The organism is Candidatus Latescibacterota bacterium, from assembly GCA_020633725.1.
Taxonomy (GTDB): Bacteria; Krumholzibacteriota; Krumholzibacteriia; order JACNKJ01; family JACNKJ01; genus VGXI01.
Genome location: JACKDC010000006.1, coordinates 82,688 through 95,828, shown reverse-complemented (window position 1 = coordinate 95,828; position 13,141 = coordinate 82,688). Strand labels below are relative to the sequence as shown.

At 68.6% G+C, this 13,141-nt stretch carries 12 protein-coding genes; 9 read left to right on the top strand and 3 right to left on the bottom strand.

What is annotated here, in order from left to right:
* Positions 1-8: 8 nt before the first annotated feature.
* From H6693_12830 to dnaA, 3 genes are all read right to left on the bottom strand, one after another.
* Positions 9-1,106 carry a DNA replication/repair protein RecF gene (locus H6693_12830; GenBank protein ID MCB9517067.1) on the bottom strand — a complete coding sequence of 366 codons (1,098 nt, stop codon included), beginning with the start codon at positions 1,104-1,106 and terminating at the stop codon, positions 9-11.
* A gap of 6 nt (positions 1,107-1,112) precedes the next feature.
* On the bottom strand, positions 1,113-2,225 hold the full coding sequence (gene dnaN / locus H6693_12825; protein MCB9517066.1) for a DNA polymerase III subunit beta: 1,113 nt from the start codon (positions 2,223-2,225) through the stop codon (positions 1,113-1,115).
* Between the two features lie 280 nt (positions 2,226-2,505).
* Positions 2,506-3,900 carry a chromosomal replication initiator protein DnaA gene (gene dnaA / locus H6693_12820; GenBank protein ID MCB9517065.1) on the bottom strand — a complete coding sequence of 465 codons (1,395 nt, stop codon included), beginning with the start codon at positions 3,898-3,900 and terminating at the stop codon, positions 2,506-2,508.
* A gap of 388 nt (positions 3,901-4,288) precedes the next feature.
* Between dnaA and rpmH the strand changes: the two genes are divergently transcribed.
* From rpmH to H6693_12775, 9 genes are all read left to right on the top strand, one after another.
* Positions 4,289-4,423, top strand: coding sequence for a 50S ribosomal protein L34 (rpmH, locus tag H6693_12815; protein ID MCB9517064.1), 135 nt, complete (start codon positions 4,289-4,291; stop codon positions 4,421-4,423).
* A 9-nt stretch (positions 4,424-4,432) separates the two neighbouring features.
* Positions 4,433-4,813, top strand: coding sequence for a ribonuclease P protein component (rnpA, locus tag H6693_12810; protein MCB9517063.1), 381 nt, complete (start codon positions 4,433-4,435; stop codon positions 4,811-4,813).
* Positions 4,803-5,018, top strand: a complete 216-nt coding sequence (gene yidD / locus H6693_12805) for a membrane protein insertion efficiency factor YidD (protein ID MCB9517062.1) — start codon at positions 4,803-4,805, stop codon at positions 5,016-5,018. Before rnpA ends, yidD begins: the two co-directional genes overlap by 11 nt.
* A 33-nt stretch (positions 5,019-5,051) precedes the next feature.
* Entirely contained in the window at positions 5,052-6,812 is a 1,761-nt protein-coding gene (yidC, locus tag H6693_12800) for a membrane protein insertase YidC (GenBank protein MCB9517061.1), read from the top strand.
* Between the two features lie 8 nt (positions 6,813-6,820).
* Positions 6,821-8,137, top strand: a complete 1,317-nt coding sequence (locus H6693_12795; GenBank protein ID MCB9517060.1) for a Jag N-terminal domain-containing protein — start codon at positions 6,821-6,823, stop codon at positions 8,135-8,137.
* Between the two features lie 58 nt (positions 8,138-8,195).
* The gene (mnmE, locus tag H6693_12790; GenBank protein MCB9517059.1) at positions 8,196-9,569 is read left to right on the top strand and encodes a tRNA uridine-5-carboxymethylaminomethyl(34) synthesis GTPase MnmE; all 1,374 of its coding nucleotides are present in this window, start codon (positions 8,196-8,198) and stop codon (positions 9,567-9,569) included.
* Positions 9,570-11,414 carry a tRNA uridine-5-carboxymethylaminomethyl(34) synthesis enzyme MnmG gene (mnmG, locus tag H6693_12785; GenBank protein MCB9517058.1) on the top strand — a complete coding sequence of 615 codons (1,845 nt, stop codon included), beginning with the start codon at positions 9,570-9,572 and terminating at the stop codon, positions 11,412-11,414.
* A 140-nt stretch (positions 11,415-11,554) separates the two neighbouring features.
* Positions 11,555-12,253 (top strand): class I SAM-dependent methyltransferase, encoded by a 699-nt coding sequence (locus H6693_12780; GenBank protein MCB9517057.1) that lies wholly within the window; start codon positions 11,555-11,557, stop codon positions 12,251-12,253.
* Positions 12,254-12,348: 95 nt separating this feature from the next.
* Positions 12,349-13,131, top strand: a complete 783-nt coding sequence (locus H6693_12775; protein ID MCB9517056.1) for a ParA family protein — start codon at positions 12,349-12,351, stop codon at positions 13,129-13,131.
* The last annotated feature ends 10 nt before the right edge of the window (positions 13,132-13,141 follow it).

Here is a 13,141-nt window from a genome sequence, read left to right as displayed (position 1 = left end):
CTCGTCCTTCAGGCCGCCGTGATCCGGCCCGCGTCCACGCGGAAGAGTCGCAGTTCCGCGAAGAGCTCCCGGCGCAGGTCCTCGACCTGGGGCGCAGCGATGAAGGTCTGGTAGTTCTGGCCGACGAGGTGACAGAGCTTCTCGCGGCGGTCGCCGTCGAGTTCACTGAAGACGTCATCCAGAAAGACGATGGGCCGGTCCCGCCGGACCCTGGCCAGGTACTCCGCCTGAGCCAGCTTCAGGGCCACGGCGGCAGAGCGCTTCTGACCCTGCGAGGCAAATTTTCTGGCATTACGGCCACCGATGTCAATCACCATGTCGTCCCGTTGGGGCCCGGCTAACGTGCGCTTTTTCAACCACTCAGAGTTCTCGAGCGCCTCCAGCGCGGCGGCCAGGGAGGCCGTCAGGGCTTGCTCGTCCTCGCCCTTGATCCGGGTCTGGTAGCCGAGGTCCAGGACCTCCTCGGCAGGCCCCATCTGGGCGTAGAACCGGGCGGCGGCGGCGCCCAGATCCACCAGGCCCCGGCGGCGGGCGAGGATGAGCGCGGCGCCGGTCTCGGCCAGGCGCTCGGTCCAGAGGCGCAGGTGTTCGCGGCCACGGCCGCTGCGCAGGAGGGCGTTGCGCTGCCTGAGGATGCGCCGGAGTTCCAGCAGTCGGCGCAGGTAGGCCGGGTCGGTCTTGGCGAAGGTGTAGTCCAGGAAGCGGCGGCGCAGTTCCGGTTCGCCCGTGACCAGCTCCACGTCGCCCGGGCCGAAGATCACCGTCCCCGTGAGGCCGATCAGGTCCGCCAGCCGCGCCACCTCCTCGCCATCCAGCGTGAGCTTCTTGGGACCTCCGCGCAGGCAAGAGGCGCCGAAGCGGAGCGCGCCGCCGCCGTCGTCGGCCAGGGTGCCGGCGAGGAAGTAGTGTTCCCCGTCGAAGTTCACCAGTTCCTCGTCGCGCGCGCGGCGGTGGCTGCGCCCGGAGACGAGGTAGAGGAGCGCCTCGATCAGGTTCGTCTTGCCCTGGCCGTTGGCGCCGTGGATGAAGTTCACCGCCGGATGGAACTCCAGCCGGCACGGAGCCAGGTTGCGCCATCCCTCCGCACGCAGCTCGAGGTAGCGCACCGCGGCTCAGTCGCTGAGCTTGAGCGGCATCAGCAGGCTGAAGTAGCGCTCGCCCTCGGACTGCTCGCCGGGCTCGATGATCCCCGCGTTGTCCGGTCGGTCCAGCTTGAAGCGCACCTCGTCGCTGCCCACGTGCTTGAGGATGTCGAGCAGGTAGGTCGCGTTGTAGCCGATGCTCATCGACTTGCCGCTGTAGCTGGCCTCGAGTTCCTCGCGCGCCTGGCCGATGTCCGCGCTCGCCACTTCCAGCACCAGCTGGTCCGCGTCGAGCACCAGCTTGATCTGCTTCGTGGTCAGGCTCGCCGCCAGCGTGGAGACGCGATCCGTGGCCATGAGCAGGCTGTCCGTGCTGATGCTCAGCTCCTGGTCGTTGTTCTTGGGCACGACCTGCTGGTAGTTCGGGAAGGGCCCCTCGATCAGTCGGGTGAACAGGCTCACGCCGTCGGTGCGGAAGAAGGCCTGGTTCTCGCCGATGCCCATCTCCAGTTCGCCGTCCTCGGGCAGGAGTCGCAAGAGCTGGTCCAGCGCCTTGGACGGCACGATCACGCCCTTCTGCGACGACACGGGCAGCGATTCCTCGCGCTCGCAGAAGGCGAGGCGATGGCCGTCCGTGGCCACCATGGCGATGCGCTTGCTGTCGAGCTCGAGGAAGATGCCGTTCATCGACGGCCGCGCGAGATCGGTGGAAACGGCGTAGCGCGTGCGGCGGATCATGCCCTTGAGCACGCCGGCCGGCGCGGAGAACGTCTCCACGTCCTTGGTCTCGGGCAGGCGCGGGAAGTCCTCGGGGTTCATGGTCGGGATCTTGAACTTGGCGCGACCGCAGCGGATGGACAGGCTGCCGTCCACGGCTTCGAGGGTGACCTCCACCGCCTCGAGCTTGCGGACGATCTCCGCGAAGCGGCGGGCGGGCACCGCGATGGCGCCAGGGGTGGCCACGTCCGCGTCCACCTTGAGCAGGATGGACAGGTCGAGGTCCGTGGCGGCGATGGTCACGCCGTCCTTCTCCGCGCGGATGAGCAGCGTGGACAGGATGGGCAGCGTCGACTTGCTGGGCACCACGTTCCCGGCCAGACCGGCCAGCCGACTCAGTTCGGGCTGAGACAGCGTGAACTTCACTCCAAGACCTCCTGCTGGCGTTGCGTCGTTCCGGGCGGGCTCCGGGCTCGGGGTCATCCCTCTTCTCCCTGTTTTAGAAGAAGTGCAGAAGCAGTGATAGGGGCTGTGCACAATGTGTAAAACCATGGGCGCGACTTGGCAATCCCCCATTTTCCGCGGTTCTGCGGGCCCTCGGCTTGTCCACTGCGAGTTCCCGGCGCGGGGTCTTCGCGGTGGAAGATCGAGGGCTGTATCCACGGGCGACGGTTTTCCAAAGCGCTGTCCACGGGGTTTCCACCGGTCACTGGGGATTACTGGGCGACTGGACGCGGAACTGCTGCTGCAGCTCCGTGAGGGTGTTGCGCAGATCGTGGTCGTCCTTGATCTGCTTGGCGATCTTGCGGCAGGCGTGCAGAACGGTGCTGTGGTCGCGGCCGCCGAACTCGCGTCCGATCTCGCTGAGGCTCTTCTCGGTGAGGTCCCGGGCCAGGTAGATCGCCACCTGCCGCGGGAGCACGACGAAGCTGCTGCGCTTGCTGGACTTGAGCAGGTCCACCGAGACGTCGAAGCGCTGGGCGACGACCCGCTGGATGTCCTGCAGGTTGGGCTCGCGCGGCGCCGCCTTCACGAAGTCCTTGAGCACTTCCCTGGCCAGGTCGATGTCGATCTTGCTGTTGGTCAGGCCGGAGAAGGCGAGCAGGCGGATCAGGCTGCCCTCCAGCTCGCGGATGTTGCTCCGCACGCTCTCGGCGATGAGGAAGAGCACGTCATCGCCGATGCTGATGTTGTCCTTCTCGATCTTCTTGCGCAGGATCGCCATGCGGGTCTCGAGATCCGGGGGCTGGATGTCGGCGATGAGCCCCCACTCGAAGCGGCTCACCAAGCGCTCCTCCAGCTCGCGGATGTCCTTCGGCGCCCGGTCGCTGGTCACCACGATCTGCTTGCTGGAATCGTGCAGCGCGTTGAAGGTGTGGAAGAACTCCTCCTGCGTGCTCTCCTTGCCGGCCAGGAAGTGGATGTCGTCGATGATCAGCAGGTCCACGTTCCGGTACTTGTTCTTGAACTCGAGCGTCTTGCCCTGACGGATCGAGAAGATCAGCTCGTTCATGAAGGACTCGGTGGACGCGTAGAACACCTTGGCCTTCTTGTGCTCCGCCAGGACGAAGTGCGCCACGGCCTGCGCCAGATGGGTCTTGCCCAGGCCCACGCCTCCGTAGATGAACAGCGGGTTGTAGACCCGCCCCAGCTTCTCCGCCACCGCGAGGCTCGCCGCATGGGCCATGCGGTTGTTCTGGCCGACGACGAACTCCTCGAAGCTGTAGGTGGGATTGAGCTTGAGCCCACCGCTCTTGCTCGGCGGCGGGCTGTAGCGGCGGAAGAAGCTCACGTGGCTCTTCCGGTCCTTCCGCTCTGACTGGCCATCGCCGCCGTTGACGCCCCGGGTGATGAACTCCAGCTCCGCCGGCCGACCCAGGATCTTCGCGCTGGCCGCCTGGAGGGTGGCCAGATGGTGCTCGGACAGCCAGTCCATGAAGAACTGGTTGGGCCCCTCGATGTAGAGCGTCCCGTCCTCGACGCGGGCCAGGCGGGTGGGGAGGAACCAGGTCCGGTAGCACTGGTTGTTGACCTCTGCCTGCACGGCCTCGAGGATGCGCTCCCAGAGCAGGGCGTTGTCCGTGTCCTGGGTGGTCGTCACGCCAGACCTCCGTTATCCACTTCGTGGAAAACCACACAAACAAAACCAAAACAATGGCTTACAGATATAAACCACAGGTACGCACAGACTTATCCACACTCCGGTCGGTGCGGATTACCCACAGCACTTTGTTGAAAAGTGGAAAAGGTCGGGAGCGACAGGCCTGTCACCCGGCGAAATGCGGGCAGGTCCAACCTAGCAAAGGCGACTGTGAAGATTCAACGAAAAAGGGTCAGGCCTGTGGAAAAAGTCACAAGACACCTGTAAACAACAGGTTGCGAATCCCGCTCCGAAAGACCGTTAAGAGCTTTCCACAGCCCCCCGTTTTGCTCTTGACTTCCTCCTTGAGGGTCTTTAAGTTAAGCCACTTTGTTGAAGGAGGTTAGCCTTGAAAAGGACCTTCCAGCCCAGCAACCTCAAGCGCAAGCGCAAGCACGGCTTCCGCAAGCGCATGAGCACCAAGGCGGGCCGGGCCGTACTCAGCGCCCGCCGCGCCAAGGGTCGCAAGCGTCTGTCCGTCTGATCCCCAGGCATGGCCCCGGTGGCGTCCGACCAACGCAAGGTGGGGAAGATCCCCCCTGGACGCTTCAAGTCCGTCTATGCGTCGGGACGTCGAGCCGTCGGCCAGCGGATCATCCTTTTTCACGATGAGCCGGAGGCGCCCATGGCCTTCGCCGCCGTGGCGAGCCGCAAGGTCGGCAACGCGGTCAGACGAAACCGCGCCAAACGGCTCATGAGGGAAGCGTTTCGTCTTCACCTGGGCAGGCTCCGCTGCGGCGGGGCCTACATTCTGGTCGCCCGTGCCGGGATCGAGGGAAGCAAGAGCCCCGAGGTCGCCGGCGAACTCGAGAAACTGCTGACCCGCTTGGAACTCCTATCGGAATCGATGAGCAGGAACGATGATGCTCGCTAGGCCTCTCCTCTTCCTCGTCCGGGCTTACCGCAAGTTCCTCTCGCCCGTCCTTCCCGATACTTGTCGCTACTACCCCTCCTGCTCCCACTATGCGGAGCAGGCCCTCGAGCGACATGGAGCCTTCAAGGGAAGCGTTCTCGCCGTGCGGCGGGTGGCGCGCTGCCACCCCTTCACCGCCGGCGGGAACGACCCGGTGCCCGACTAGGGCCTCGGGTCGGCGGATCTCGCAAGAGGTCGCATGGATCGCAATACCCGTATCGGCTTCGCGCTGATCTTCCTGCTGCTCGTGCTGTGGTCGCTCTGGATGTCGCGCTTCTCCAAGAAGGCGCCCGAGCAGACGCTGGCGATGGACTCGCTCGCCACCATCGAGAGCGTGACGCCGCCGCCCGCCTCGACGGACGAACCCGCGACGCCGCCCGTCGAAACCGGCGCGGCGCCCAGCGTGGAGTCGGCCCCCCGCCAGCAGGTGGTGGTGGAGACCGAACACGCGCGCTACCTCCTGGACTCGCGCGGCGCGGTCCTCCGGCGCATCGAGTTGCTGGACTACGCCGGTGTCGCCTCCGACTACGTCGAGCTGATCGGTGACGTCGCCGAGGGGGATACCGTCTCCGTCCTCGGCGTCGACCTGGATCTGCCCGGCGGCCCCTTCCGCACCGCCGGCGCCGGCTTCGCCCTGCTCGACCCGCCGTCCGGCGGCAAGCTCACCCTCAAGGGCGAGGAGGAGGCGTCGCTGCGCTTCCGCCTCAGCGACGCCGAGGGTGGCGAGCTGATCAAGCGCTACGGCTTCAAGGGCAACAGCTACGACGTCTCCCTGGGCATCGACGCCACCCTGCGCGGCGCCCTGGCCGGCGCCGATGGCGTGACCCTCGACTGGAGCCCTGGCATCGAGGTCACGGAGAAGAACCGCAAGGACGACCTGCGCTCGTTCCAGAGCGTCTTCCGCGTGGGCGAGCAGCAGGAGAAGAAGGGTCTGCGCAACTTCAAGCACGGGGAGGGCGAGCGCGCCCCCGCCCAGCGCTCGGAGGAGGGCACGGTCCAGTGGGTGGCCACCAAGAACAAGTACTTCCTGGCGGCCCTGGTGCCCGTGCAGCTCGAGACCGGGCAGGCGATCCTCGTGGGCGACGAGTCCAGGGACGCCCTGGGCTGGCGGGCGCACTATCCGCTGAACGGCCAGCCCGGCCGCTATGCGGCGCAGTTCAAGGTCTACGCCGGGCCGCTGCTCTTCGACACGTTGAAGGCGCATGGCCGCGGCCTCGAGCACCTGGTCGATCTGGGCAAGCTGATCCGACCCATCAGCCTTGCCATCAAGTGGCTCATGGACTTCCTCAGCCGCTTCATCCCGAACTACGGCGTCATCATCATCCTGTTGTCGCTGTTCACGAAGGTCCTCTTCTATCGGCTGAGCCACAAGAGCCTCAAGTCGATGAAGGAGATGCAGGCCATTCAGCCGCAGCTCAAGGCCCTTCAGGAGAAGTACAAGGGCGACCGCGAGCGGCTGAACAAGGAGACCCTGGAGCTCTACAAGCAGGCGGGCGTCAACCCGCTGGGCGGATGCCTGCCCATGCTGCTGCAGATGCCGGTGTTCTTTGCGCTCTATCGCGTCCTGCGCGGCGCGGTGGAGCTGCGGGGCGCGGGCTTCATGCTGTGGATCGACGACCTGTCCAACATGGACGTCGTCTACCACCTGCCCTTCAACCTGCCGTTGCTCGGCGGGTTCATCGACAACTCGATCAGCGTCCTGCCCATCCTCATGGGCCTTTCCATGTGGGTCCAGCAGAAGCTGGGCGGCTCGGGCATGGGCATGGGCGCGGAGAGCCCCCAGGCGGGCCAGATGGCGGCCATGAACAAGATCATGCCCATCTTCATGACGTTCATCTTCTACCGCATGCCCTCGGGGCTCGTCCTCTACTGGCTGGTCAACAACATCCTCCAGGCCGTCCAGCAGTACTACATCCACAAGGGCCTGGATAAGCCGCGCGTCATCAGCGCCGGCGCCTAAGGAGTGAAATGAGAAGCATCGACGTGGAAGGCAAGACCAAGGACGACGCCCTCGCCAAGGGTCTTGCCAGCTTGAGCCTCCGCCGCGACCAGGTGTCCATGGAGGTTCTCGACGAGGGCGGCCGCGGCTTCCTGGGCCTCGGCGGCAAGCCCGTACGCCTGCGCCTGCGCGCGCTCGAGGACGGCGAGGCGGCCCCCGCCGACGTGGTCCGCACCCTGCTCGAGCTGATGGACGTGAAGTTCGACCTCAAGGTGCAGCAGTCGGGCGAGGAGACGGACATCCGCATCGACGCCCCCGACGACGACGGCCTGCTCATCGGCCGCCGCGGCCAGACCCTCGACGCCCTGCGCCACGTGTCGCAGCGCATCATCGCGGCGCGTCAGGGCCGCAATCAGGTCGTGAACATCGACGTGGGCGACTACCGCGCCCGCCGCGAAGCCGGCCTCACCGAGAAGGCCGAGGAGGCCGCGCAGCTCGCCCTCGACGAGAACCGCAGCGTGACGCTCGACCCCATGAGCGCGCAGGACCGCCGCATCGTGCACCTGGCCCTGGCCGACCGCGAGGGCCTGAGCACCTACACCGTGGGCCGCGGCTCCCGTCGCCGCGTGGTGGTGGCGCCCGAGGGCGCCAGCCCCGACACGGACCACGAGGACGAGACCGCCTACGACCGCGTCCCCGATCCCGGCTTCCGCGCCCAGCGCATGGCCTTCGACGACGACACCGACCCCGACGAGGAAGCCGCCCTCGCGCTCTGGCGCGAGCAGGAGCGGGAGAGCGAGGGCGACGGCGACGGCGAGGAGCGCACCCGCCGCAGCCGCGGTCGCCGCGGGGGACGCCGCGGTGGGCGTGGCCGGCAGGGACGTCGCAACGGTCAGGACGACATGCAGGGAGAGGCCCGGGAGGAGACCCATTCCCATGGGCATGACAGCGCGCCCCGCGACGAGCGGCCGCGCGAGCGCGAGGACGATGGCGAGCGTCACCAGCGCGCCCATCGCGACGACGACCGCGGCCCCCGCCGCGAGCGCTCCGGGCGCGGGCGCGACGACCGCCGCGGCCGTGGCCCCGGCCGGGGGGACCGTCCGCGTCGCCACGAGGGTGACGGCGAGGAGCGTCCCCGCCGGGACGCGGGCGGCTGGCACGACGACGAGGACGGGCAGCCCGCCGGCCCCGCCATCACCAGCAAGGACGAGCTGAGCCGCACCCGCGAAGTCGCCGACGACTCCACGGAGAAGGCCTTCCCGAGCGATCTGGCCCGCCGCATCCTCAAGCTGAACGACGAGGGCGGCGCGGCAGCGTCAGGCAAGCGCCGGTCCCGCCGGCGCTAGCGAGTTCCACGAGGCGGTCCCGGCGCGTCCGGGGCCGCCGTCCCCGCAGCACAGCAGCATGCACCACACCGACGAGACCATCGCCGCGCTGGCCACGCCCCCCGGTGAAGGGGCGCTGGCCGTGCTGCGTCTCAGCGGGCCTGGCGCGCGCGATGCGCTGCTGGCGCTCGCGCCCCCCGCCACCGCGCTGCGCCCCCGCTACCTGCACCATCTCGCGCTCGTCGCGCCGTCGGGCGCCGCCCTCGACGAGGTCCTCGCCGCCTGGATGCCGGCCCCGCACAGCTACACGGGTGAGGACGTGGTGGAGATCTACACCCACGGCGGCCCCGTGACGGTGCGCGCGCTCCTGGACGCGCTCTTCGCGCTGGGCCTGCGCGCCGCCGAGCCGGGCGAGTTCACCTATCGCGCTTTCCTGAGCGGCCGGCTGGACCTAATCCAGGCCGAGGCCGTGGGCGAGCTGATCGGCAGTCGCAGCGATGCCGCGCGGCGCCTGGCCCTGGAGCAGCTCGGCGGCAGCTTGAGCCGGCGTCTCGCGCCGCTGAGCCGGCGCCTGCTCGAGTTGCTGCGCGACCTCGAGGCGGCCATCGACTTCGCCGACGAGGACATCGAGTTCGTGGATCGCGCCACGGTGGCCGCGACCGTCGAGGCGCTTCGCGACGACATGGCCACGCTGCTCGGTGGCGCCGAGGGGGGACGGCTGCTGCGCGAGGGCGTGAGCGTCGCCCTGGTGGGCGCGCCGAACGTGGGCAAGAGCTCCCTCTTCAACGCGCTGCTGGGCGAGGAGCGCGCCATCGTCACGGAGGAGCCCGGCACGACGCGCGACTTGCTGCAGGAGTCGTGGGTGCGGGGCGGGGTCGTCTTCCACCTTCAAGACACGGCGGGGCAGCGCGAGGCCGAAGGCGCGGCCGAGCGCCTGGGTGTGGAACGCGGACGCGACGCGGCGGCGCGCGCGGGGCTGGCGCTGCGCGTCTGCGACGGAACACGAGTCCCCGAGTCCGAGGAACGGGCGGCGATCGCGGCGCTGGATCCCGGGCGCGAGCTGCTGCTGGTGAACAAGGCCGATCTCGCGGCCTGCGATCCCGCGCCCTACGCGGCGCTGGCGCCGGCGGGGACGGTGGTCCTGGTGCTGTCCGCGCGCTGCGGCACGGGCCTCGAAGCCCTGCAGGCGCAGCTGCTCGCGCTCGCCACGGGCGGTCGCGCGACCGACGCGCTGCAGCTGGACTTCGCCCTGAATCGCCGCCAGGCCGCACGGCTGCGGGCCGCGCACGACGTGCTCGCTGCGCTCGACGCGAACACGCTGGCCACGCTCGAGACCGAGCTGCTGGCCCGTGCGCTGCGCGAGGCCCTCGCGGCTCTCGATGAACTGAGCGGACGCGAGCTGAGCGAGAGCGTCCTCGCGGAGATCTTCAGCACCTTCTGCGTGGGCAAGTAGATGGCCACCGACTACGACATCGTGGTGGTCGGCGCGGGACATGCGGGCGTGGAGGCCGCGCTGGCCTGCGCGCGTCGCGGCTTCGGCACCGCGCTGGTCACGCTGAACGTGGAAAGCGCGGCGCGCATGAGCTGCAACCCCGCGATCGGCGGACTGGGCAAGGGCCAGCTGGTGCGGGAGATCGACGCGCTGGGCGGCGAGATGGCGCGGCACATCGACGCGCACGGCATCCAGTTTCGCATGCTCAACACGCGCAAGGGTCCGGCCGTTCGCGCGCCGCGCGCGCAGGCCGACAAGGACAGCTACGCGGCGGGCATGCTGGAGATCCTCCGCGCGCAGCCGGGTCTCGCGCTGGTCGAGGGCGAGGCAGAGGGCCTCGTGGTCGAGGGCGGCCGCTTCGCGGCGTTGCGACTGGCGGACGGCCGCACGCTGCGCGCAGGCGCGCTGGTGCTCACCACGGGCACCTTTCTGCGCGGGCTCATGCACACGGGGGACGAGCGCTGCGCCGGCGGACGGCGCGGCGAGCCCGCGGCCGTGGGTCTCAGCGCGCAGCTCGAGGCGCTCGGCCTGCGCCTGCAGCGCCTCAAGACGGGCACGCCGCCGCGCGTGCGCCGCGCGAGCGTCGACTGGGACCGCTGCGAACCCCAGCCCGGCGACGATCCGCCGCAGCCCTTCTCGTTCTCGACGCGCGCCATCACCCGGCCGCAGGTGCTCTGCCACCTCACGTCCACCACGCCCGCGCTGCACCGGATGATCGCCGACAACCTGTCCGCGAGTCCGCTCTACAACGGGAGCATCGTGGGCGTCGGTCCGCGCTACTGTCCCAGCATCGAGGACAAGGTGACGCGCTTCGCGAACCGTGAACGTCACCTGCTCTTTCTGGAGCCGGAGGGGCTGAGCACGGAGTCGATCTACGTGAACGGCCTCTCGACGAGCCTGCCGGCGTCGCTGCAGCTGGAGATGCTGCACGCGATTCCGGGTCTCGAGCGCGCGGAGATGCTGCGGCCCGGCTATGCGGTGGAGTACGATGCCGTCGACCCGCGGCAGCTCCGGCCAAGCCTGGAGCTGCGCGCGCTGCCGGGGGTCTTCCTCGCGGGGCAGATCAACGGGACGAGCGGCTACGAGGAGGCCGCGGCGCAGGGACTGCTGGCGGGCATCAACGCCAGCCTGCAGGTGGAGGGGCGCCCGGCCTGGGTGCCGGACCGGTCGGAGGCCTACCTGGGGGTCATGGTGGACGATCTCGTCACCCTGGGGGCCGACGAGCCCTACCGCATGTTCACGTCGCGCGCGGAGTTCCGATTGCTGCTGCGCTGCGACAACGCGGAGGAGCGCCTGCTGCCGACGGGCCACGCACTGGGGCTTGTCAATAATGACGCGTTTGTCAGGTTTGAGGGCTCGCGTGCGCTTGTCAATCGTAACTCGTCTAAAATGAACGACTTGATTGTCAGTTTTATGGGTGGGGACGCCGTGCCTGCCCAGCGGCTCCTGCGAAGGCCTGAGGTCCTCCTTGACGATCTGCTGCCGGCGCTCCCCGACCTCGAGCCGATGGACGGCCGGGAGCGCGCGCAGCTGGAGACCCGGGTCAAGTACGAGGGCTACGTCGAGCGCGAACGCCGCGCCGTCGAGAAGTTTCGGCGCCTCGAGGCGATGGAGGTCCCGGAGGCGCTGGACTACGGCGCGGTGACCGGCCTGAGCCACGAGGCGCGAGAGCGATGGGCCCTGGCGCGTCCGCGGAGCCTTGGGCAGGCGAGCCGGGTGCCGGGGGTGCGTCGCAGCGACCTTTCCGTGCTGATGGTCTATCTGGAAGCGCGGCGCCGACGCGGTGCCGCGGAGGGGGCAGCGTGACAGGACCACTGACGGCGGGCGCCCTGGCGGAGGCCTGGAAGCGCGACTGCGATGCCCATCGGCGCTGGGTTGACGCGGGGAACCCCGTTCCCGACGCGTTGCGGGCCCTCGTTTCACGTGGAACATCGACCGCGCCACGCGTGACCCCTCTCTCGCCGTCGGCGCTCGAGCCCGCTCCCTCCACGGCGACCTTCGAGCGCCTGGAGGCCTTCGGCGCGCTCGTCCTGGAGGCGAACAAGAGCCTCAACCTGGTGTCGCGCCGCGATCCTGCGGCCCAGATCGCCACCAACATCCTCGACTCGCTGCCGTTTGCCGCCATCTGGGACGACGTTTCACGTGAAACGGGCCCCGATGACGAGCCGCCGCTCTTCGTCCTCGACGCGGGCAGCGGTTCCGGGGTGCCAGGCATCCCGACGCAGCTGCTCCTCGCCGAACGCGGCGTGGCCCCGGCGCTGCTCCTGGTGGAGTCCCGCGGGCACAAGGCCGACTTCCTGGACGGATGCCTCGACGCGCTCTCCCTCGAACGCGCCGGCGTGTGGGGCGGACGCCTCGAGGACCCCTCGCTCCCCGAATGGCTCGAGGACGAGGGCTGGACCGCCCCGGGTTGCCTGGTGACGCGCGCGCTGGCCTCCGTCGTGGAGACGCTGCACTGGACACGCGGCCTGACCGCCGATGAATGGCTGAACAGGGCCTGCCTGCTCAAGGGGGCGCCGGGTCTCGCCCGCGAATGGGCCGACGAAGGCAAACGGTGGACGAAGACCGGCTGGCGCTGGCCCGGGATCGTGGTCTTCCAAGCCTGTGACCGCCCGCTGTGCCTGCTGAGGGGCGATCGCTCCTGACCTCGCGCCGTTTCACGTGAAACGTCCGGTTGACTTCCCGCCGTGTGAGCGTTACAACGAGCCTGCCCTCTCTCACACCAGCGAAAGGGGCCCTCGTGCCGCGCATCATTGCCATCGCCAATCAGAAGGGCGGAGTCGGGAAGACCACCACCGCGGTGAACCTGAGCGCCAGCATCGCGGCGGCAGGACACCGGGTGCTGCTGGTGGACATGGATCCGCAAGCCAATGCCACTAGCGGAGTTGGCATTCCTCCCGCGGAGCTGGAGCGCTCCATCTACGAGCTGTTGATCGGGGAGACAACCCCGGCGGAGACCCTGCAGGCCACCCCGGTGCCGGGGCTCACGCTGCTCCCGGCAACGCACCGGCTCAGCGGTCTCGAGGTCGAGCTGGTGGATCAGGAGGAGCGTTCGTACTTCCTGCGCAAGGCCCTCGACCCGGTGGCGGAGGGCTACGACTTCTGCATCATCGACTGTCCGCCCAGCCTGGGGTTGCTGACGGTCAACGTTCTCTCGGCCGCCCGCTCGGTGCTCATCCCCATCCAGTGCGAGTACTACGCGCTCGAGGGGCTCGGCCAGCTGCTCAGCGTCGTGACGCGCATCCAGCAAGGGCTCAACCCGAGGCTCTTCATCGAAGGGATCCTGCTCACGATGTACGATCGGCGGCTCAACCTGTCGCGCCAGGTGGCCCAGGAGGCGATTCAGTACTTCGGAGACCGCGTCTACGAGAGCGTGATCCCCCGCAACGTGAAGCTGTCCGAGTCGCCGTCCTTTGGCAAGCCGGTCATCCTCTACGATCTGGAATCCGCAGGGGCGCAGAGCTACATCCGCCTCGCGCAGGAGGTCATCCATGCAGAAAAAGGTCTTGGGCAAGGGGCTTAACGCCATCTTG

Bases quoted from the DNA above. Each gene is read 5' to 3' on its own strand.
- rnpA (MCB9517063.1), top strand. From the start codon at position 4,433: ATGGCCCCGGTGGCGTCCGACCAACGCAAGGTGGGGAAGATCCCCCCT.
- yidD (MCB9517062.1), top strand. From the start codon at position 4,803: ATGCTCGCTAGGCCTCTCCTCTTCCTCGTCCGGGCTTACCGCAAGTTC.
- yidC (MCB9517061.1), top strand. From the start codon at position 5,052: ATGGATCGCAATACCCGTATCGGCTTCGCGCTGATCTTCCTGCTGCTC.
- H6693_12795 (MCB9517060.1), top strand. From the start codon at position 6,821: ATGAGAAGCATCGACGTGGAAGGCAAGACCAAGGACGACGCCCTCGCC.
- mnmE (MCB9517059.1), top strand. From the start codon at position 8,196: ATGCACCACACCGACGAGACCATCGCCGCGCTGGCCACGCCCCCCGGT.
- mnmG (MCB9517058.1), top strand. From the start codon at position 9,570: ATGGCCACCGACTACGACATCGTGGTGGTCGGCGCGGGACATGCGGGC.